The following is a 19,754-nucleotide window of genomic DNA, read 5'->3' as shown; positions in this document are numbered from 1 at the left end:
GGAGGCAGCCTTTTGTGTGCGCCCCCTAATAGCTCAGCAGCGGGGTGACCTTGATGGTGTCGCCCTCGACGTCCAGGCGGGTGGTGAAGCTGAAGTCCACTTCTTCGTTCAGCGGGAACCAGGCGCCGGTGAAGGAGCTCTGCTGCACTGCCTCCACTTTCGCCTTGCCGTCCAGGGGAGCAACCACCCAGCGGCCGTCAAAAGGCGCGATGGAGATTTCGGGGTACTCGGTGATGGTCCATTTGATGGTGCCGTCGTCCACGTTGTTGGTGCTGGAGAAATAGAAGGGGCAGTCGGGCTGCAGCCGCTGCTGTTTCACGGCTTCCGCGGCGCAGCCGTCCAGGAACTCCTTCACCCGCTGGCCCACATCTTTGCGCAGCTGTTCGGTGGCCTCGGTCAGAAGGTTCAGCGGGGCCACCGGCGCATCGCGGGACGTGATGGTGGCGCGGGTGGCCGGTGCGGCGAAGTAGACGCCGTTGAGGGAGGCCTCGTATTCGCCGGGATAGAAGACGGCAAAGGAGTTCCGGCCGCCGGGCATGTTCACCGGGACACCGTTCAGGTTGGCTTCGCTGGAGTTCACCACCGTGACGGGCAGGGTGGGTAGCCGCGACGGCACAAACGCCCAGGTCTTAAAGAACAGCCATTCCGTTCCTGTCTCCTCCAACAGGAACTCGGTGCGCAGGCGGCTGCCATCAATGGTGTACTGCACCGGGACCATGACCTGGCGGCCGGCCCGGTTCTCAGGCTCACCGATGGTGACGTTGGCAAGGCGCGAGGCGGCGGTCTTCAGCGCCGTCCCGTCAAGCATGGCTGCGTTGCTGGGCGGCACGCTGGCCCGCAGCAGGCCCAGGGCCTTGCCGCCGTTGCCCTGCTGCAGCGCATCCAGGTACTCACGGACCGGCTGCTGCGGGCTCGCGACGGTCTTGTTCACCACGTTGATGCCAACAATGGAGGCAGCCACGGCAAGCATGAAGCCCAGCAGCCATCCGGCCGCTATCTTCACCAACGCTTGACTCATCTGCACGCCCCTTACGTTACCTGCAAGCCCGCTGAACACTGGAGCTGGGGGCAGGGCGCAAGGCAGCTTAACGGCTTTGTTAACGTCCGACGGCGGGCGATCGGCGCGCGGGGCATCGTCCGGTCTGGCCTATCGGCGGCGCCGGGACGAGGTGCCGAACACGCCGCGCAGCAGCTCGCGGCCGAGCTGCGTTCCCATGGACCGCACCATGCTCTTGAGTCCGCCGCCCAATGCCCCGCCGAGGGCACCCGCGAGCTCGCCGGCAATCCCGCCGCCGGCAGGTGCAGGTTCGGGCGCGCGCGGTGCCCGTGCCCGCTCAGGGGCCCGGTCCGGAACAGGAACAGAACGGCTGCTGGGCCGGCCCAGGATCTCCTCCTCGATCCGCCGGGCCTCGGCGTCGACATCGGCCTGGCTGCCACCTGCCTGGCCGGCACTGCCGGATTCGGTGCCGCCGGGGACGGGCGGCTCGCCGGGAGCGGCTTCGCCCGTGGGCGCGGCACCCTTACCGGTGAGCTTTTCGTAGGCGGAGATGTTGTCCACCGCGGCGCCGTATTTGGCCAGCAGCGCCGATCCGGCCACGCTGCTCTTGACGAGGTCCTCGGTGCTGGGTCCCATGACCGATTCCGGGGCCCGGAGCCGGGTCAGGGCCACCGGCGTGGGGGCGCCTTTCTCGTTCATGACCGTGATGACCGCTTCGCCGATCCCCGCGGACGTGAGCGTTTCCTCGAGGTCGTAGTCGCTGACCGGGAAGGTGGAGACCGTGGCTTTGAGGGCTTTGGCATCCTCCGGGGTGAACGCACGAAGGGCATGCTGGATCCGGTTGGCCAGCTGGCCCAGGACATCGGCGGGCACGTCTTTGGGGGTCTGGGTGACGAAGAAGATTCCCACGCCCTTGGACCGGATCAGCCGGACGGTGGTGGTGATGGCGCTCAGGAAGGCCTTGGACGCGCCGTTGAAAAGCAGATGGGCCTCATCCAGGAAGAACACCAGCTTGGGCTTGTCCAGATCGCCGGCCTCAGGCAGGTCTTCGAACAGGTCGGCCAGCAGCCACATCAGGAAGGTCGAGAACAGCATCGGCTTGGTCTGCAGCGTGGGGAGTTCCAGGCAGGTGACCACGCCGCGGCCGTTCGGAGCCGTCCGGAGAAGTTCGGCGGTATCGAACTCGGGTTCGCCGAAGAACTTTTCCAGGCCCTGGGCCTCCAGGTTCACCAGTTCGCGCAGGATGACGCCGGCCGTTGCCTTGGAGAGGCCGCCCAGTTCCTCAAGCTCGTCCTTGCCTTCGTCCGAGGTGAGGAACTGGATGACGGCGCGGAGGTCCTTGAGGTCGATCAGTTCGAGGTTGTTCTTGTCCGCAAAGTGGAAGACGAGCTGCAGGCTGGATTCCTGGGTGTCGTTGAGTTCCATCACGCGGGAGAGCAGGATGGGCCCGAACGAGGTGATGGTGGCCCGCACCGGAATGCCGTTCCCGTCACCGCCCAGTGCCAGGAACTCCACGGGGTAGGTCTTGCCGGCCCAGGCCTGGCCGATGCTGTCAGTGCGTGCCTTCAGTTTGTCGCTGCCTGCCGCGGCGGTTGCGAGTCCGGAGAGATCGCCCTTGATGTCGGCCAGGAAGACGGGAACGCCGGCCGTGGACAGCTGCTCTGCCATCATGTGCAGCGTGACGGTCTTGCCGGTGCCGGTGGCGCCGGCCACCAGCCCATGCCTGTTCATCATGGCCAGCGGCAGCCGGACCTGCGCTTCCTTGTGAAGCTCGCCGTCAACAATGGCGGCGCCCAGCTCGATGGTGGCACCTTCCAGGGTGTAGCCCTTCTGGATGGTGGCAAGCTTTTCTGCAGTGGTTTTGTTGGCCATGCCGCTAGCTTAGTTGGCCGGGGCCTTCAGATGGGGTGTAGACGTACCGCTTTTCAGCCCGGTGTCAGCGCCGGCATGGTCCGCGTGCTCAAGCACCCGGGAAACCGCGTAGCCGATGACCAGGCCCCAGAACGCGGGGTGAATGTTGAAAAGGCTCATGCCGGACATGGTCACCACGAACGTCACCAAAGAACCCAGGGTGAACGTGGTGGCAAAGGCGGTGACAAAGGCTTGCTGGAGGGCCCGGAGCATGGCGATGCCGCCGAGGGCAAGAATAAATTCCGTGGGTGTGGCGAGCATGAGCCGGGTGAGGGCCGGAGCCAGCAGCGCGCAGATCATGGCCAGGACACCGAACACCACGGCAGCCGTGTACTGGCGTTCTTTGGCTCCCGATGACGTCATGAGCGCGTTGGTCGGGCCGGTAACACAGGCTGAGACGGCGCCGCACCCCGCGTTGAGCAACGAAAACGCGCCCGAAACGATGGCGAAGACGTTTACCGGCGGGTTATGCCCGGCGGCACGGAGCACGGCGATGCCTTGGCCATTTTGAACGAACAACACGGTGAGGGCCAACGGAACCACAAGTTCGAGCTGGGCAGCCCACGTGAACTCGGGTGCGGTGAAGACCGGCGCCGCCAGAACCGGGCCGCCCGCATGGAACGAAAACTGACCGCTTGCCGCCACGGCGAGGCACCCCACCACCAGGGTGCCCAGCACCGGTGGCAGGAACCGGCCGAGGGCCGGCACCGCCGTAAGGACCAGGAAGGCAACCACCATGGGCCCGGCCACGACGGGGTTCGCCTGGGTGGAGGAGACGATATCAGTGCCGAACTTGAGGAATACGGCGGCAACCATGGCCATGACTATCGGCATTGGAACCGCTGCCATAATGCGCCGCACGACACCGGAGGCGCCCAGCGCCAGGACCAGCACACCGGAGGTGAAGAAGGCTCCCACCACTTCCGCGAAGGACAGATGCTGAAGGGACGGCCCCAGGAGCACCGTACCGGGAATGGACCAGGCGAAGCCCAGAGGCTGCCGATACAGCAGGGACATCACCAAGGTGGCGGCCCCGCCTGAGAAAAGGATGCCAAACACCCAGGATGCGAGCTGGGCCTCGGTAAGGCCGCCCGCCGCTCCCACTGCCAGCGTGACGGCTATGGGGCCTGACGCGGAGAAGATGAGGCCGATCACCCCGTTGGAAACATAAGGCAGGCCCACATCACGGAAGACCTGGCGCAGACCTGCAGGCCGGACGCCGGGGCGTTCCAGCAGTGGCGGGGACAAGCGGGGTGCAGGGGTGTCCGCCTGGGGAGCGGCGGGCGGGACCGGACGGGATGGCTGCATTCTGGCTCCTGGAACGGGTGCAAAAAATACAGGCGCCCCGGAGTTTGCACTCCGGGGCGCCTTCGGGGCCGGGGCCGAGGGCGCCGGCCCCGCTTGTCAGCGGTGGCTCTTACTTGTGCTGGCCTTCTTTGGCGAGGACGTAGTCGTAGACCACTTCTTCACCGGAGCCGCCGTCGGTGCGCGGCTTCGGGTCCAGCATCAGTTCAGGCTTGACTGCCGAAGCAATGTCGTCCGCGTTGTGCGGGTCGCCGGGGAAGTACAGCTGCTGGGTTACGGGCTGGAAGCCGGGCGCGGAGACCTTGATGTGGATGTGCGCCGGGCGCCAGGCGTGCCAGCCCGCGGCGTCGATCAGCTGCCCGCAGGCCCCGTCCATAGGAATTTGGTAGGGCGCCGGGCGCATGGTGTTGATTTCGAAGCGGCCGTCGTCGTCTGCCTTGATCGTGCCCCGGAGGAGCCAGTCGGGCAGGCCCGGGGCGTACTGGGAATAGAACCCGGCGCTGTCCGCATGCCAGATTTCCACCTGGGCGTTCTGGATCGGGTTGCCGTCGGTGTCCGTGAATCGGCCGCTGAAGCGCAGCGGGGTGCCTTCCTCGTCCGCACGCATTTCCACGGTTGCAGGGGTCTGGAGTACCGGGGAGCCGGGGATGTAGTAGGGCCCCTCGATGGTCCCCACGGTGCCGGGGCGGTCCTGGGAGTTGACGTCCTCCACAGAATGCTCCAGCCATACGTCGAGGAACAGCGGCCATTCGCCGTCGGTTCCCACCTTGATGAGCCACGCCTTGAGTGCGTTGTATTCCTCGTAGGTGACCTGGTGCTCGACGACGATGTCGTTGGCGGCCTTGATGAGTGCCCCCGCCAGCAGGCTCACTCTTTCCTTGGGCACATCCAGGCCGGCAAGCTTGCCGGAGGCAGCGAAGCGTTCGGTGGCTTTGGAGCCGGCTTCGACTGCAGTGCCCTCGTCCTCTTTGCGGGTGTCTGCTTGGGTCTCGGTCATGGTGATGTCCATACTCCTCTTTGAATAGGGGACAGGAACTGCTCCTGAACCCGTTGCGAACCGGTGGAGGGGCAGGATCTGAACCTGTCGCGACGCAGTTCGCGTGATGACCGTCTCATCCTAGGCCTGAAATAAGGACGCTACAAATATCGATTTGGCCTGTTTTCTGTCATTAACCAGACATAAAGACACCCTTGGCCTAACCTAGGGGTTTGCCTGATGTGAGAGCGATCACGATGGGGAAGACTGACGTGACAACGTCCCCCCCTGGGCACCGCGGGTTGGCCCGGACCTCCCGCTCATCCGTCCAGCACCCTCCAATGAAGGAGCACGCCATGACCGAGAACCTGGCCCATGTCCGCGAGGTCCTTGCCGACGCCGTTATCGACGACCGTGAGAACGGCGTCATCCGTGCCAAGCGCGAGATTTTCACCGACGAAGAGATCTTCGAACTGGAGATGAAGCACATCTTCGAAGGCAACTGGGTTTATCTCGCCCACGAATCCCAGATCCCCAACGTGGGGGACTACTTCACCACCAACATCGGCCGCACGCCCGTGATGATCACCCGCGACAAGGACGAGAACCTCAACTGCCTCGTAAACGCCTGCTCCCACCGCGGCGCCATGCTGTGCCGCCGCAAGACGGACAACCGCACCACGTTCACCTGCCCGTTCCACGGCTGGACGTTCAAGAACTCCGGTGAGCTGCTGAAGGTCAAGGACTCACGCAACGCGGGCTACCCGGAGACCTTCAACAAAGAGGGCTCCCACGACCTCACCAAAGTGGCCCGCTTCGAGTCCTACCGCGGCTTCCTCTTTGGTTCCCTGAAAGCTGACGTGCTCCCGCTCGAAGAACACCTGGGTGATGCCACCAAGGTGATCGACTCCATCGTGGACCAGTCCCCGGAGGGGCTCGAGGTGCTTCGCGGGGCCTCGACCTACACCTACGACGGCAACTGGAAGGTGCAGGCGGAGAACGGGGCGGACGGCTACCATGTCACGGCCGTGCACTGGAACTACGCTGCCACGACGGCCCGCCGCACCGCCGGTGACTCTGCCAACAAGACCAAGGCCATGGACGCCGGCAAATGGGGCAAGGTCAAGGGCGGTTTCTATTCGTACGACCACGGGCACCTGCTGCTGTGGCAGGAATGGACCAACCCGGAGGACCGGCCGCTGTGGGACCGGCGGGATGAACTCGTGACGAAGTATGGCGAAGAGATGGCCAACTTCATGATCAACATCTCCCGGAACCTCTGCCTGTACCCGAATGTCTACATCATGGACCAGTTCTCCTCGCAGATCCGCCACTTCCGGCCCATCTCGGCTGACCAGACCGAGGTGACCATCTACTGCATCGCGCCCAAGGGTGAATCGCAGGAGAACCGGTCCAAGCGGATCCGTCAGTATGAGGACTTCTTCAACGCCACCGGCATGGCCACCCCCGATGACCTCGAAGAGTTCCGGTCCTGCAACAAGACCTACTGGGCCACCTCGGCGCCCTGGAACGACATGACCCGCGGTTCCACCCACGAGATCGCCGGTCCTGACGAGCAGGCCCAGGCACTGGGCATGACCAGGGTCATCGCCTCCGGGGTGCGCACCGAGGACGAGGGGCTGTACCCCATTCAGCACGGGTACTGGAAGGAAGTCATGGACCGGGCCCTGGCGGAGGAAGAGACCTCCGCGCTGGACGCCGTTCCAGTCACCGCCTGACCCCCCTCCACGTGGAACCAAAGAGAGTGCAGAACCCATGACCAACCTGACGATGCCCGCTGCCGCGCTCAAGAGCGCCGAGGAGATTGCCACCCTCGAAACCGTCCGTGCCTTCCTCTACAAGGAGGCCCGCCTGCTGGATGACCGCCAGTTCGATGAGTGGCTTCAGTGCTACCACCCGGACTCCGAGTTCTGGATGCCCGCCTGGGACGTCGATGACCGCCTGACCGAGGACCCGCAGAACGAGATCTCGCTCATTTACTATGACAACCGCGGCGGCATCGAGGACCGCGTCTTCCGGATCAAGACGGACCGGTCCTCGGCCACGTCCCTGCCGGAACCCCGCACCGGGCACAACATCACCGACGTCGAAATCATGGAGCGCGAAGGCAATCAGGTGAAGGCGCGCTTCAACTGGTTCACGCTCTACTTCCGGTACAACACCACGGACACGTACTTCGGGACCAGCCACTACACGATCGACCTCGCCGGCGCAGAGCCGGTCATCATGAAAAAGAAGGTCGTCCTCAAGAACGACTACATCCACCACGTTGTGGACGTCTACATGATCTGACGGCTCCCGCCGGTGCCCGGCCCGAGGCCGGCACCGGCTGAGGCCGTTTCACAATCCGTGCCCGCCGGGCACATCCGCACTTACCCGGGCCGCATCGACGCGTCCCAACCAGGAGGAAACCATGGGCCACAAAGTAGCCCTCAGCTTCGAGGATGGCGTCACCAAGGTCATCAAGGTCGGCGACTACGAGACCGTGATGGATGCCGCGTACAAGGCACGTATCAACATTCCGTCGGACTGCCGGGACGGGGCGTGCGGAACCTGCAAGGCCTTTTGCGATTCCGGTTCCTTCGATCCGGGCGACTTCATTGACGATGCCATGACAGAGGATGAGCTGGAAAAGGGCTATATGCTCACCTGCCAGGCGGTGCCGGAATCGGACCTGGCCATCCAGATCCCTGCCACGTCAGAATCCGCGAAAACCTCGGCAACCACCTTCACCTCCACCATGACGGAGCTCAACAAGCATTCGGAGTCGACGGTTTCCTTCACGTTGAAGGCGGAGAACCGGGACGGCCTGGCGTTCCTGCCCGGCCAGTACGTCAACATCAAGGTCCCCGGGACGGACGCCGAGCGCTCCTATTCATTCAGCAGCGGCCCCGAGGTGCAGGATGCTTCCTTTATGGTGCGGGTGACGCCGCAGGGCGCCATGTCCGAATACCTGCGCGACAGGGCTGCGGTGGGTGACACCATCGAGTTCACGGGTCCTTACGGCTCCTTCTTCCTGCGTGAGCCCAAGCGGCCCCTGCTCCTGCTGGCAGGCGGAACGGGCCTGGCCCCGCTCCTGTCCATCCTCGAGAAGCTCACCGAGAATCCGCCGTCGGCGCCGGTCCACCTGATCTACGGCCTGACCCGTGAGGCGGACATTGTTGGCCTGGACTGGTTGCGCGAGTACGAGGCGAAACTGCCCGCCTTCACGTGGGACTACATTGCCTCCGAACCGGGGACTTCTGCTCCGCACACGGGCTATGTCACCCAGATCATCGAGCCGAAGCACCTGAACGACGGCGACGTCGACATCTACCTGTGCGGCCCGCCCCCCATGGTGAACGCTGTATCGAAGTGGCTGGACTCTGAGGGCATCGAGCCCGCCAACTTCTACTTCGAGCGTTTTGCCCCCAAGGAAACCACCGGCGGCGACGCCGAAACAGGCGCGCCCGCAGCGGCAGCAAAGATCGAAGCCGAGGGCGACACGATGAGCCGCAGCGAGGCGGTCTCCTCCCTGGAAACCGGCCGGCTGGATTTCCGCAAGGAGGACAGCTTCGCCCAGCTGGATGCGCGCATGGGCCTCGAGCTCGCAGTGAGCGAACTGATGCTGGGCCGCCTCAGCGAGGAGCAGTTGCAGCAGTTCCGGCGGCTGGCGGAGGCCACCACGTGCTCCGTGGCTGCCGGGGCCGTCCAGGAACCGGAGGAATTCGCGCGGACCAATGAGGAGTTCCACGAATACCTGTTTGTGGTCTGCGACAACCCCATGCTGCTTGAGTCCTACCGCCGCCTGGACGTCCACGCGCAGATGGCCGCGGCCTTCGAAGCGGGAACCGCCATCTTCGAGCGGGTGACCCAGGACCACCTTGATGTGGTTGACGCCTTTGAGCGTCAAGACAAGGCGCGGGTGCGGGAGGTCATCATGGCCCACGCACACGATGCCAAGGAAACCATGGCCGGAGCGATCGACGCGAAGGCCGGCAGCTGATGGCGGCTCCCTATTCCGGCCAGTTCGTTACCCCCGGCCGGTACGCCGGCAAGGTGGTGCTGGTGACCGGTTCCGCCCAGGGAATCGGGCAGAAAGTGGCCGAACGGATCGGAGCCGAGGGCGGCGCCGTCGTCCTGGTGGACCGGGCCGAACTGGTCCATGAGGTGGCGCAAGGGATCCAGGAGGCCGCGCAGGCTTCCGGTTCAGGAGGCTCGGCCACTTCCGTGACTGCGGACCTGGAGACGTTCGCCGGTGCACAGCAGGCAGTGGACGCGGCGCTCGCCGCCCACGGCCGCGTTGACGTGCTGGTTAATAACGTGGGCGGGACCATCTGGGCCCGCCCCTACGAGGAGTATGACGAGGACAGGATCGAGAAAGAGATCCGCCGCTCGCTCTTCCCCACCCTCTGGACCTGCCGGGCAGTGCTGCCGGCCATGCTGGAGCAGGGTTCGGGCACCATCGTCAACGTCTCCTCGGTGGCCACCCGCGGCATGCACCGTGTTCCGTATGCGGCAGCCAAAGGCGGGGTCAACGCCCTGACCCAGTCCCTGGCGATGGAGGTGGGCGGCCGCGGAATCCGCGTGGTGGCCGCAGCCCCCGGGGGCACCGAGGCGCCGCCCCGCAGGGTTAAGCGGGGTCCGGAGGCCGAATCCCCCACGGAGAAGGCCTGGTACCAGGTGATCGTTGACCAGACCGTGGACTCATCCTTTATGAAGCGGTACGGGACATTGGACGAACAGGCCGCACCCATCGTGTTCCTCGGATCAGATGAAGCGTCCTATGTCACCGGAAGCGTCCTTCCGGTCGCCGGCGGGGACCTGGGCTGAGCGCACCCGTGATCGATGGCCGCCGCCGGGCCCGGCAGGGCCTCTCCGGTAGAGTTGCGGCCATGACGTCGGCCTCCACACACGGTGACATGGCGGAGGACTTGCCGCTTGTTGGCCGGGCGGGGGTCTTCGCGGAGCTGCTGGAAATTTTCCGGACCGTCCGCAAGGGCAACGTACGTGCTGTCGTGATCTCCGGTCCCGCCGGAGCCGGGAAGACCGCCGTCCTGGACCTTTTTCTGGAACACTGCCGCACGGGTGCCCGTGGTGTCCGGGTGCTGTCCGCCATGGGGGATGAGTGGGAGGCGCAGTTTCCCCTCGCCGGCTACTCGCAGCTGATGCTTACGGCGCCGCTGCGTTCGGCCAAGGATTACGACGGCGGCCCTGCCCTGCCCGCAGGCCCCCTCCCGGCGCTCACCCCGGCGCAGGTGGTTAATTACGCGTCCACGCTCAGCACCCACCTGGCGGGGCTTCAGTCCCATGGCAGCGTGGTGGTGGCCGTCGATGACGTTCACCGACTCGACGTCGAGAGCCTGCGCATCCTCACGTTCGTGATGCGGCGGCTGCACGGCAAACGGATCCTGTTTGTGCTCACCCTCAACCCGGACGACGCCCTACGCGTCCCCGCCGGAACGCTGGACTTCCTGACCGGCCACCAGGTGACCACCATCCCGCTGGATCCGCTCACCCCGGCGCAGGTGCAGGATCTCGCCAGGCGGATGCTCGGCATCGATCTGAGTCCGACGGCGGCGCACGGCCTGGTGCAGCACACCGGCGGGCTCGCCCAGCCGGTGGTGGAACTGCTCCAGGAGCTCCCGGCGGAAACCTGGCAGACCTGGTTCCCCTCCCTGCCTCCGACGTCCCGGGTGCGTGCCCGGGTGCGCAGTGTCCTGGCCGCGGCGTCCCCGGAGCTGGTTGCCGTTGCCGAGGCCGCGTCAGTGCTGGGGAGTGCCGCAGGCATGGCCGAGGTTTCCGAGGTCAGCAGGGTGGGCCCGGTCATGGACGCCCTTGACGAGGGACACCGTGCGGGGCTGTTGGGACTGGCCGTGGACCAGGCCCGTTCCGCCGTCGTCTTCTCCGGACCGGGCACCGCGGAGGCCATCTACGAACAGATCGTTCCCAGCCGGCGGATCGCGCTTCACCGGCGGGCGGCTGAGGCGGTGCAGGCTGAGGGCGAACGGCTGGGCCACCGGGTCGCCGCCACGCCCGGCGCGGACGAATCCCTGGCGGACGAGCTGGAGGACTATGCGCGGCGCCAGGCCCGGGTGGGCGCGTGGCAGGACGCCTCAACGGCGCTGTTCTCCGCGTCCAGGCTTTCCCGGGACATCCGCTCCCGGAATGACAGGCTCCTTCGGGCCGTGGATGCCCTGGTGGGCTCCGGCAACATTTCCCAGGCCCAGATGTGGACCGCGGCAGTGGACGCCTTGCCGCCGTCGCCGCTGCGCTCCTCCGTCCTGGGTTACCTCTCCACCGCATCCGGGCAGAACGACAGCGCGCAGACACAGTTGGAGATGGCCTGGCGCACCTCCAACCCCGAACATGATCCTTCTGCCGCCGCGCAGGTGGCGCAGCGCTTCGTCCTGCACGGGGTCGCGTCGTGGGACGGCCCGATGATCACCACCTGGGCCGAACGGGCCATGGAGCTTACGCTGCCCGACACCCCCGCCCACATTGAATCGGAGGCCATTTACGGCCTGGGCCTGTACGCCCAGGGCCGGGTTTCCGAGGCGGAAGCCTCCTACCTCCGGGCGTTCGAACATGCTGCCGAGAACGCCCAGAAACAGCGTGTCCAGATGGGCGCCGGCTGGCTGGCGCTGCGCCTGGACAATGTGGAGACGGCCCTGGTGAACTTCGAGTCCGCGGCCCCCACCGAATACCGGGGCGGGTCGATGCGCATCTCCCTGTGGGCTGAGGCGTGGCTGGCCCGCACCCACCTGGTGCTCGGCAATTGGGATGCGGCCGCAGCCACCGTGGCCCGCGCGTCCGTACGTCTCGAGACCTCGCGCATGCCGCTGATCCGCCCGCTGCTCTACTGGACCGCGGCCGAGCTCTGGTCCATGCGCGGAGACTGGGAACGGGCGCGGTACTACGTTTCCCAGGCCGCAGTGCAGCCCGGAACCTACCGCGCCATGCAGGTGCCGGCGAGCCTCGCCCGCGCCCGCTTCCACGAGGCGCGGGCGGACTATGAAGGCGCCTTGGCTGTCCTGCAGCCGCTGACCGAGCTGGACCCGTGGACCGAGCACCGCGTGTCCTTCTGGCCCTGGCAGGACACGTACGTCAACGCCCTGGTCATGACCGACCAGCTCGACGCCGCCGATGCGTTCCTCACGGCGTTCGAGCGGGTGCCGCGGGAGCGGGAAATACCCTCGGACATGGCGCGGATGGCCTGGGCCAGGGGCCGTCTGGTGGCCGCGCAGGGAGACCCGGACACCGCCAGGGAGCATTTCGAGGCGTCCCTGGGGCACCTGAGGGGGCTCAACAGGCCGTATCTGCGCGCCCGGATCAGTTTTGCGTTCGGCCAGAGCATGCGCCGGGCAGGCAAACGGCGGCTGGCCTCAACCGTCCTGCGCGCAGCCCGCGACCTCTATGACACCCTGGGGGCTGCCACGTACGTGGAACGCTGCGACCGCGAGCTCAAGGCAACAGGGCTCGACGTCGGGAACATCCCGGACCCCGCCGACCCGGTGCTGACAGCCGTCAGTGACCACCACCTCCAGCTCACCGCGCAGGAACGGGCGGTGGCCGAACTGGTGGCGGGGGGCGCCACCAACAAAGAGGCGGCCCGGGCATTGTTCCTCGCGGAGAAGACGGTGCAGTACCACCTGACCCGGCTCTACCGGAAGATGGGAATCCGTTCCCGCAGCGAGCTCGCCGCCGTGTTCCGGGCCAAGGACTGACCCGGAACACCGGCCGGGTGTGCCCTATTTGACGTCGGAGGGGTGCTTCGCGAGCGGCACCACCGAGATCTCCATGTACGGGAACAGCGGCAGGTTCTGCAGGATGTCGTGGAGTTCGTCGTTCGACTCGGCGTCGAAGATCGAATAATTGGCGTACTCGCCCACCACCCGCCAGATTTCGGGCCATTTGCCGGAACGCTGCAGCTCCTGTGAGTAGGCCTTCTCCGTAGCCTTGAGCTCTGCGGCTTCGTCCGCGGGCAGATCGGCGGGCAGGTTTACGTCCATGTGGACCAGGAATTTCATGAATGTCCTTTCAGAAAAGCGGTTGCTGGCGGAAAAAGCGGTGTTATCGGTCGGTGCGGTACAGGGCGAGCTTGTCCTCATCAACAGCGGTGCCCACCCCGGGGCCCTCAGGAACACGGATGCGTCCGCCGGTGATGGCCAGGGGTTCGGCCAGCAGGTCGTCGGTCATGTCCAGGAAGTTGGAAAGTTCCGCCGCCCGTTTGGCCGTGTGGGCGAACGCGGCGCCGAAGGTCACCGACGCCGCCGTGCCCACCTGGGTGTCGATCTGGTTGCCGATGTAAACATCGATGCCCATGCCCTCGGCCATCCCCACGATCTTGGCCCCCTCGGTGAAGCCTGAACGGGCGGTTTTGACGGCCAGCAGGTTGGCGCCGCCGGTGAGGATTTCCCGTGCGGCCTCGCCGAGGTTGGCGGCCGATTCGTCTGCGGCAATGGGGATGGGGGAGTTCGTGACGAGGCGACGGCGGCCCAGGACCTCCCGGGCGTCGTCGGGCTCTTCAAGGAACTGCAGCCCCAAGTCGGCTGTGCGGCGCAGGACCTCGGCCGCCTCATTGGCCGACCAGCCACGGTTGGCGTCCATGTAGAGTTCAGCCTCGTCGCCGAGGCCCTCACGCAGGACCCGGGCGGCTTCGACGTCGAGGTGGAGGGGCCGCCGGCCGGTCTTGAGCTTGAAAGTGTTGATGCCGTAGGTTTCGCGGAACTCCAGGGCCAGCGCCAGCAACTCCTGGGCCGGCTTGAAACCGAGCATGTGGGAGACGCGCAGCGAGTCGGTGTAGCCGCCCAGCAGTTTTGTCACCGGCTGACCGAGTGTTTTGCCGAGGGCATCCCACAAGGCGATGTCCACGGCACCCTTGGCGGTCTGGTTGTGCACCGTCCGGTAGAGGATCTCCTGGACCTTCTCGCGGTCAAAAATGTCGACGCCGATCAGCTGCGGAGCAAAAATGTCCTCCACCACGGCAACGATTGACTTCTGCGTCTCACCGTAGGTGTACGGGCGGGGCGGGGTGTCAGCGGTGCCCACTACGCCGTCTTCCGTCCGAAGCCTGATCAGCACGTGGTCTGCCTCGTGCACGGACCCTGACGCGAAGTGCAGGGGATGAAGGTAGGGGATCGAGTAGGGAATCGCCTCAATGGCCGCGATCTTCATGAGTTGGGGAGCCTTTCATCGGTGGGAAGCGGCGCATGGCCGGGGGAGGGGGCCGCGGCTCCCGCAGTCGCGGTCACCACCACCTCCAGAAAGTTGTGCAGCAGCGCCGACTGATGCCCGCGCAGCCAGGCGACGGCCAGTTCAACATCGGGGACATTCTCTATTTCCCGGTAAGCCACACCTTCAAGCTGGAAGGCCTGCACGCTGGACGGCATGATGGCCACCCCGCCGCCCGCAGCCACGAACGCCAACATGGTGGAGGTTTCCCCCACCACCTGGGTGATGCGCGGCTGGAAGCCCGCCTGGCGGCAAAGGTCCGCGGTGGTGCGGTAGAGCACGGACTCGGGTCCGTAAGCGATGAAGTCCTGGTCCTGCAGTTCGTGCATGGCCACCGGCCGGTCCACAGCCAGCGCGCTGAACGAGGGAAGCGCCACAACCAGCGGCTCCCGGGTCACTGTCCGGTAGTCGATGTCCTGGGACGCGACCGGAGGACGCAGCAACGCGGCGTCCAGGGTGCCGTCACGGAGCCCGGCTTCCATGGAGGGCGTGAGCATCTCACCGTGCAGGGCCAGGGACAGGCCGGGCAGCACCTGTTTGGCCACGCGGGCGATCCGGGGCATAACACCGTAGGTTGCCGACCCTGAAAAGCCCACCCGCAGGACGCCCGTTGCGCCCCGCCCCACCTGGTAGACGTCGGCCTGAAGCGTGGCGACCTCGTTGACGATCTGCCGTCCCCGGTCCAGCAGGAGCTGACCCGCCGCCGTGAGGTCAACTCTGCGGGTGGTCCGGTTGAGCAGCTTGACGCCAAGCTGATCCTCCAACTGCCGGATCTGCTGCGAGAGCGGTGGCTGCGCCATGTGCAGGCGCTTGGCGGCCCGGCCGAAGTGCCTCTCTTCAGCAACCGCAATGAAATAGTTCAGTTGGCGGATGTCCAAGGCAGTCCCGTCCTTCCGCTGGCCGGCCCCACGTTCCCGGTATTCATGATTGATTCAAAGAATAACCATAATAAGCCCTACTAGGTTACTTTAGCCACGTAATGAGACGGTACTGGCCGGCTGGACTAGGTGGGCTGGCCGGCCGGGACGCCGTCTTCTGTCCTGCTTTCCGCGATTTCCTCCACCTTGTGTTCGGCTTCCTCCAGCTTGCGTTGGCGGGGGACCAGCACGGTGACCACGGCGCCCACCAGGGCGACGGCCCCGTAGATGTAGAAGGCAGTGGATCCGCCGATGCCGGCGGCGGCCAGCCAGCCTCCGATGATGGGACCGAGCACTCCGCCCAGCCGGCCCACGCTTGCACACCAGGCCACGCCGGCCGCCCGGGCATTTGTGGTGAAGTAGTTGGACTGGAACCCATAGATCAGCACCTGGGTTCCCAGCGTGCCGACGCCTGCCAGGGCAATAAAGACAAAAAGCAGCGGCAGCGGAAAACTGAAAGTCATCAGGGCCAGGGAGATCGTTGCCAGCGCGAAGGTGGCGGCGATGACCCGCTGCGGTCCGCTCTTGTCCGCCAGGCGGGAGGCCAGCAGTCCGCCCGCCACGGCGCCGAGGTTCAATGCCAGCGGGAAGAACAGCGAGTAGGTCCGCCCGTAGCCGTAGCCTTCCATGATTTTGGGCAGCCAGGTGTTGAGGCCGTAGGTCAGCAGGAGGCCGCAGAAGGACATCAGGCCCAACAGGACGGCTGCGGCCGCGAACTGGCGGGAAAACACTGCGGCAAAACCTGACTTCTGCGGCGCGGCGCCGACCTGCTGGATGATCCGCTCTTCGATGAGCGGGACGCCGGTGCGCTGGGCGGCGGCGAGGGCCTCCTGCTCCCGGCCCCGGGACAGCAGCCACCGCGGTGACTCAGGAAGCTTGCGCCAGGCAATGGGCAGGAGAAAGAGCAGCGGCAGCGAGCCGATGATGAAAAGCCCGCGCCAGCCGATGCTGTCGAGGAACAGGATGCCCAGGATGGAGGCCAGGACTCCGCCTGCCGGGATGCCCGAGTACACGATTGCGTTGTAGAACTGGCGGCGTCCGGCCGGGGCGAATTCGGCCATGGTGGCACCGGCGCTGGCAATCACGATGCCCAGTCCGAGCCCGGTTGCGAAGCGCAGGGCTCCGAAGGCGGGGACGCTGGTGGCAAAGGCTGTGGCGAACATGCCGATGGAGAACCAGGCTATGCCCAGGAGCATCAGCCGGCGGCGGCCGAAGAAGTCACCCACCGCGCCGCAGATCAGGGAACCGACAAGGACTCCGATCAGGGCCCAGGAGCCGAGCAGGCCTGCGGTGACTGCATCAAACGCTCCAATCTGGCCCGGGTCCGCGAGCAGCCCGGGAAGGACGGTGCCGTAAATGACGAGGTCGTACCCGTCGAACAGGAGCGCGGTGCAGATGATGAAGGCCACCCAATTGGCAGTGCGCGTTTCCTTCTGCGGATTTTCGGCAATAACGGCATGCGGTTGTGACATAGTACCCAAGTCCTCTCTGACTTAAGTGGAGGCCTGCGGCACCGGGAGAATCCGAGGGGCCGTCCTCCGAGTTCCTTCAGCCTGACAGAGGTGTGATGCGCAACATATGAGGGGAAACCCCGGCTTTCCGCCCGGGGGGTATTCATATGCTGCGGATCTGAAATGGCCGTTTTTTGAAGGGTTTCCCTCGGCGCCGCCGGGCGTCTCAGTCGAGACGATCTGGGTATCGAACGGCGGCGCAGGAACGGTGGTCTGGAAACCGGCCGGTGGGTAGGCTGGCCAAATGATCAACCCTGCACGCCTTCACTCCGACCTGTCCCGCCTCGGCAGGGAGACGGACATGTTCCTGGCCACCGTTGAGTCCCTTGCCGACGACGAGATGGCGGTTCCCTCGCTGTGTGAGGGGTGGACCCGTGCCGACGTTATTGCCCACGTCGCCTCCAGCGGGCGCGCCCTGGTGAAGCTCATCGACTGGGCAGCCTCCGGGGAGGAACGTCCCCTGTACGCCTCCCGTGAGGCCCGGGCCGCGGAGATCGCCGCCTTGGCGGCCCTGCCACGGGAAGAGCTCATCCGGGAAGTGCGGGATTCCGCTCAAAACTTCGCCGAACAGGCCCGGCGGCTCAGCGGTGAACTGGCCGCCCCGGAGGTGCAGTTGAACGGCAAGCCGCTCTCCGCCACGTCCATCGTGGCGCTCCGGATCGCCGAGGTTGTGGTGCATCACCACGACCTCAACACCGCCTGGACCATCGAGGAGGCCGATCCGGACTCCCTGCTGAACGCCCTCGAAGCCGTGGTGCGGTCCCTGCGCGCCAAGGGTGCCCCCGGCATGACGCTGGTGACCGAGGAACGGGACGAATGGGTCATTGGCGACGGCGGGCTGCGCGTGGCGTCCGACCGCGAAGGCCTGCTCCAATGGCTGGCACGGGGCGACGCCGAGCATGTTGACGTTGACGGGCCCGTGCCGGCACTACCGGCCTGGTAGGACAAGGGCGCCGGTGTGCGCCTGATGCCTGCGGCGGGTTTGGGGAGAAAGGACGACGCCGGTACCGAGGCGCCGTCGTCGAACCTTCCCGTGAAGGTGCAGCTACCCGCGGCGCCGTCAGGCTGCAGCTGACGGTGTGGGAGCAGCTGCTGTAGACCTGTTGCGGGTCAGCGGGATGCGGTTGCCGGCTGCCTTTCCTCCTGCCCGGCAGCGGCCGGAAGGGGTGCGCCGCCGCGGGTGAGCGTGATCAGGCTGAGGAGAGCGATGCCCCCCGCCACCAGCATCACGATGGCCATGGGCGTGGCGCTGTCTTCTCCGGCGAGGCCCACCAAGGGCGACGCGATGGCGGCCAGGGTGAACTGGAGCGCACCCATGACTGCGGACCCGGTGCCTGCGTACTTCTTGACCTGGTCCGTGGCCAGGGCCGCGGCGTTGCCGAAGATGAAGCCCAGGGAGGAGATGCCCAGGAAGAGCAGCGCCAGCGTCGGGAACAGCGGCGTGTTCCCTGCCGTGACCACTGCCAGCAGCCCGGCACTGAACACCACCAGGCCCGAGACGCCGATGTACGTCATGCGCAGTGGGCTCAGGGTGCCAACCAGCTTGACGCCCACGACGCTGGTGATGGTGATGCCCAGCGCGTTCACGGCGAACAGCAGCGAAAACGCCGTGGGGTTGAGTCCCAGGATGTTTTGGTAGACAAAGGGCGAGGCGGAGATGTAGCCGAACATGGCCGCCATGGCGAAGGCGAACGCGAACGTGAAGCCAAGGTAGCGCCGGTTGCCCAGCATGCGTCCGGTGCTGGCGAACAGCTCTTTCACGCCGCCGTTGCTGCGGTGTTCCCGCGGCAGGCTTTCCTTCACGATGATGATCGAACCGATCACCATCAGCAGGTTCAGCACAGCCAGGGCCCAGAACACACCGCGCCAGCCGGCGAAGCCGATGACACCGCCGCCGGCCAGTGGTGAGAGGACCGGAGCGATGCCGCCCACGGCCATCAGGATGCCGAACTGCTTGGCGGCGTGCACGCCGCGGGCTGAATCGGAAACGATGGCGCGGGCCAGGACCACGCCTGCCGCCCCCGCGAATCCCTGCAGGAAGCGCATGCCGATCAGGGTCTCGATGTTGGGTGCCACGGCGCAGAGCACACTGGCCGCCAGGCATGCGAGGGCGCCGATCAGCAGCGGCTTGCGCCGGCCGAACTGGTCGGAAAGTGGTCCAATGACCAGCTGGCCGACGGCCATGCCGAGCATGAAGGTGGTGAGTGTCAGCTGGATGGAGGCTGCGGTGGTGTTCAGGTCCTGCATCATCTGCGGGAAAGCTGGCAGGTACATGTCGATGGCAAAGGGGCCCAGGGCGCTGAGGAGCGCCAGCATGGTCATCAGAGACACTGATGCTTTTGAAGTCGTGGTCATGTGGTGGGGCGGTTCACTTTCTCTGATTCAGCGAGTTAGTTATGTTGACATATGTATGTAAGCATAGCAAAATTGTGGAATGGAAAAAGTGCATGAGGCGGCGAAGGCGCTCCTGGAGCTGGCCTGGTGGGTTCAACGCAAAGGCCCCATCCGGGCCGGTTTTGAACCCCTGCCCGCCACGGAGCGGGTCATCCTCGGATACCTGGAAGGCAACGAGAGATCGAGCGTCACCGAAGTGGGGGCCGCGCTGGACATCAAGCCCTCGAACGTCTCCGCCGCCGTCCGCGAACTCAGTGCGCGCGGGCTGGTGGAACGGGTTGCGGATCCGGACGACAAACGAAAGTCGTTGCTGTCCCTGACCGATGAGGCCCGCCGGAACAAGAGCAGCATCGACGCGGCGGTGACGGGCTCCCTGGAGGAAGTGCTGGAGCAGCTCTCACCCGAACACCGGGAATCCCTCTTCGCCTCCCTCGATGCGCTGGGCGATGTTGTCCTTCGCCTCCGTACCGCGGACAGGTAGGCGGGCAAAAGAATCCCCGCCTCGCTGG

At 65.8% G+C, this 19,754-nt stretch carries 16 protein-coding genes; 7 read left to right on the top strand and 9 right to left on the bottom strand.

Annotated elements, in window-relative coordinates; translation table 11 throughout:
- Nucleotides 1-25: 25 nt before the first annotated feature.
- From SBP01_RS18435 to catA, 4 genes are all read right to left on the bottom strand, one after another.
- Nucleotides 26-1,018, bottom strand: coding sequence for a hypothetical protein (locus tag SBP01_RS18435; protein ID WP_320536841.1), 993 nt, complete (start codon nucleotides 1,016-1,018; stop codon nucleotides 26-28).
- Nucleotides 1,019-1,147: 129 nt separating this feature from the next.
- Nucleotides 1,148-2,869, bottom strand: coding sequence for a helicase HerA-like domain-containing protein (locus tag SBP01_RS18430; RefSeq protein ID WP_320536840.1), 1,722 nt, complete (start codon nucleotides 2,867-2,869; stop codon nucleotides 1,148-1,150).
- Between the two features lie 9 nt (nucleotides 2,870-2,878).
- Entirely contained in the window at nucleotides 2,879-4,216 is a 1,338-nt protein-coding gene (locus SBP01_RS18425; RefSeq protein ID WP_320536839.1) for a benzoate/H(+) symporter BenE family transporter, read from the bottom strand.
- A 109-nt stretch (nucleotides 4,217-4,325) separates the two neighbouring features.
- On the bottom strand, nucleotides 4,326-5,222 hold the full coding sequence (catA, locus tag SBP01_RS18420) for a catechol 1,2-dioxygenase (RefSeq protein WP_320536838.1): 897 nt from the start codon (nucleotides 5,220-5,222) through the stop codon (nucleotides 4,326-4,328).
- Between the two features lie 323 nt (nucleotides 5,223-5,545).
- Here catA and benA point away from each other — a divergent pair, with 323 nt between their 5' ends.
- The 5 genes from benA (at nucleotide 5,546) to SBP01_RS18395 (ending at nucleotide 12,916) form a co-directional block, all read left to right on the top strand.
- A complete protein-coding gene (benA, locus tag SBP01_RS18415) occupies nucleotides 5,546-6,928 on the top strand; it encodes a benzoate 1,2-dioxygenase large subunit (RefSeq protein WP_320536837.1) in 1,383 nt (460 codons plus the stop codon).
- Between the two features lie 37 nt (nucleotides 6,929-6,965).
- Nucleotides 6,966-7,502, top strand: coding sequence for a benzoate 1,2-dioxygenase small subunit (gene benB / locus SBP01_RS18410; RefSeq protein ID WP_320536836.1), 537 nt, complete (start codon nucleotides 6,966-6,968; stop codon nucleotides 7,500-7,502).
- Between the two features lie 121 nt (nucleotides 7,503-7,623).
- A complete protein-coding gene (gene benC / locus SBP01_RS18405; RefSeq protein ID WP_320536835.1) occupies nucleotides 7,624-9,195 on the top strand; it encodes a benzoate 1,2-dioxygenase electron transfer component BenC in 1,572 nt (523 codons plus the stop codon).
- Nucleotides 9,195-10,022: a 1,6-dihydroxycyclohexa-2,4-diene-1-carboxylate dehydrogenase gene (locus tag SBP01_RS18400; RefSeq protein ID WP_320536834.1), complete on the top strand. Its 828-nt coding sequence runs from the start codon at nucleotides 9,195-9,197 to the stop codon at nucleotides 10,020-10,022. The genes benC and SBP01_RS18400 overlap by 1 nt, the downstream gene beginning before the upstream one ends.
- 62 nt (nucleotides 10,023-10,084) lie before the next feature.
- Complete coding sequence (locus SBP01_RS18395) at nucleotides 10,085-12,916, top strand: ATP-binding protein (protein ID WP_320536833.1); 2,832 nt, start codon at nucleotides 10,085-10,087, stop codon at nucleotides 12,914-12,916.
- Between the two features lie 24 nt (nucleotides 12,917-12,940).
- Here the strand turns inward: SBP01_RS18395 and catC are convergent, their stop codons facing one another.
- The 4 genes from catC to SBP01_RS18375 form a co-directional block, all read right to left on the bottom strand.
- Nucleotides 12,941-13,219 (bottom strand): muconolactone Delta-isomerase, encoded by a 279-nt coding sequence (gene catC / locus SBP01_RS18390; protein WP_275215197.1) that lies wholly within the window; start codon nucleotides 13,217-13,219, stop codon nucleotides 12,941-12,943.
- Between the two features lie 43 nt (nucleotides 13,220-13,262).
- The gene (locus SBP01_RS18385; protein WP_320536832.1) at nucleotides 13,263-14,366 is read right to left on the bottom strand and encodes a mandelate racemase/muconate lactonizing enzyme family protein; all 1,104 of its coding nucleotides are present in this window, start codon (nucleotides 14,364-14,366) and stop codon (nucleotides 13,263-13,265) included.
- On the bottom strand, nucleotides 14,363-15,301 hold the full coding sequence (locus tag SBP01_RS18380; protein WP_320536831.1) for a LysR substrate-binding domain-containing protein: 939 nt from the start codon (nucleotides 15,299-15,301) through the stop codon (nucleotides 14,363-14,365). The genes SBP01_RS18385 and SBP01_RS18380 overlap by 4 nt, the downstream gene beginning before the upstream one ends.
- 125 nt (nucleotides 15,302-15,426) lie before the next feature.
- Entirely contained in the window at nucleotides 15,427-16,812 is a 1,386-nt protein-coding gene (locus tag SBP01_RS18375; protein WP_320536830.1) for an aromatic acid/H+ symport family MFS transporter, read from the bottom strand.
- A 283-nt stretch (nucleotides 16,813-17,095) separates the two neighbouring features.
- On the opposite strand from SBP01_RS18375, the gene SBP01_RS18370 reads away from it, so the two are divergent.
- Nucleotides 17,096-17,794, top strand: coding sequence for a maleylpyruvate isomerase family mycothiol-dependent enzyme (locus tag SBP01_RS18370; RefSeq protein ID WP_320536829.1), 699 nt, complete (start codon nucleotides 17,096-17,098; stop codon nucleotides 17,792-17,794).
- Nucleotides 17,795-17,961: 167 nt separating this feature from the next.
- Here SBP01_RS18370 and SBP01_RS18365 read toward each other — a convergent pair whose 3' ends face one another.
- Nucleotides 17,962-19,173: a multidrug effflux MFS transporter gene (locus SBP01_RS18365; RefSeq protein ID WP_320538385.1), complete on the bottom strand. Its 1,212-nt coding sequence runs from the start codon at nucleotides 19,171-19,173 to the stop codon at nucleotides 17,962-17,964.
- Between the two features lie 112 nt (nucleotides 19,174-19,285).
- On the opposite strand from SBP01_RS18365, the gene SBP01_RS18360 reads away from it, so the two are divergent.
- Nucleotides 19,286-19,726: a MarR family winged helix-turn-helix transcriptional regulator gene (locus SBP01_RS18360; RefSeq protein WP_275215182.1), complete on the top strand. Its 441-nt coding sequence runs from the start codon at nucleotides 19,286-19,288 to the stop codon at nucleotides 19,724-19,726.
- The last annotated feature ends 28 nt before the right edge of the window (nucleotides 19,727-19,754 follow it).

It is taken from the genome of Pseudarthrobacter sp. IC2-21 (genome assembly GCF_034048115.1).
GTDB lineage: Bacteria > Actinomycetota > Actinomycetes > Actinomycetales > Micrococcaceae > Arthrobacter > Arthrobacter naphthalenicus.
This window is presented reverse-complemented; position numbering and strand designations above follow the sequence as displayed.

Coding starts and splice junctions, on each gene's coding strand:
- catA (WP_320536838.1), bottom strand. CDS start 5,222: ATGGACATCACCATGACCGAGACCCAAGCAGACACCCGCAAAGAGGAC.
- SBP01_RS18395 (WP_320536833.1), top strand. CDS start 10,085: ATGACGTCGGCCTCCACACACGGTGACATGGCGGAGGACTTGCCGCTT.
- SBP01_RS18385 (WP_320536832.1), bottom strand. CDS start 14,366: ATGAAGATCGCGGCCATTGAGGCGATTCCCTACTCGATCCCCTACCTT.
- benC (WP_320536835.1), top strand. CDS start 7,624: ATGGGCCACAAAGTAGCCCTCAGCTTCGAGGATGGCGTCACCAAGGTC.
- SBP01_RS18435 (WP_320536841.1), bottom strand. CDS start 1,018: ATGAGTCAAGCGTTGGTGAAGATAGCGGCCGGATGGCTGCTGGGCTTC.
- SBP01_RS18370 (WP_320536829.1), top strand. CDS start 17,096: ATGATCAACCCTGCACGCCTTCACTCCGACCTGTCCCGCCTCGGCAGG.
- SBP01_RS18425 (WP_320536839.1), bottom strand. CDS start 4,216: ATGCAGCCATCCCGTCCGGTCCCGCCCGCCGCTCCCCAGGCGGACACC.
- benB (WP_320536836.1), top strand. CDS start 6,966: ATGACCAACCTGACGATGCCCGCTGCCGCGCTCAAGAGCGCCGAGGAG.
- catC (WP_275215197.1), bottom strand. CDS start 13,219: ATGAAATTCCTGGTCCACATGGACGTAAACCTGCCCGCCGATCTGCCC.
- SBP01_RS18400 (WP_320536834.1), top strand. CDS start 9,195: ATGGCGGCTCCCTATTCCGGCCAGTTCGTTACCCCCGGCCGGTACGCC.
- SBP01_RS18360 (WP_275215182.1), top strand. CDS start 19,286: ATGGAAAAAGTGCATGAGGCGGCGAAGGCGCTCCTGGAGCTGGCCTGG.
- benA (WP_320536837.1), top strand. CDS start 5,546: ATGACCGAGAACCTGGCCCATGTCCGCGAGGTCCTTGCCGACGCCGTT.
- SBP01_RS18365 (WP_320538385.1), bottom strand. CDS start 19,173: ATGACCATGCTGGCGCTCCTCAGCGCCCTGGGCCCCTTTGCCATCGAC.
- SBP01_RS18430 (WP_320536840.1), bottom strand. CDS start 2,869: ATGGCCAACAAAACCACTGCAGAAAAGCTTGCCACCATCCAGAAGGGC.
- SBP01_RS18375 (WP_320536830.1), bottom strand. CDS start 16,812: ATGTCACAACCGCATGCCGTTATTGCCGAAAATCCGCAGAAGGAAACG.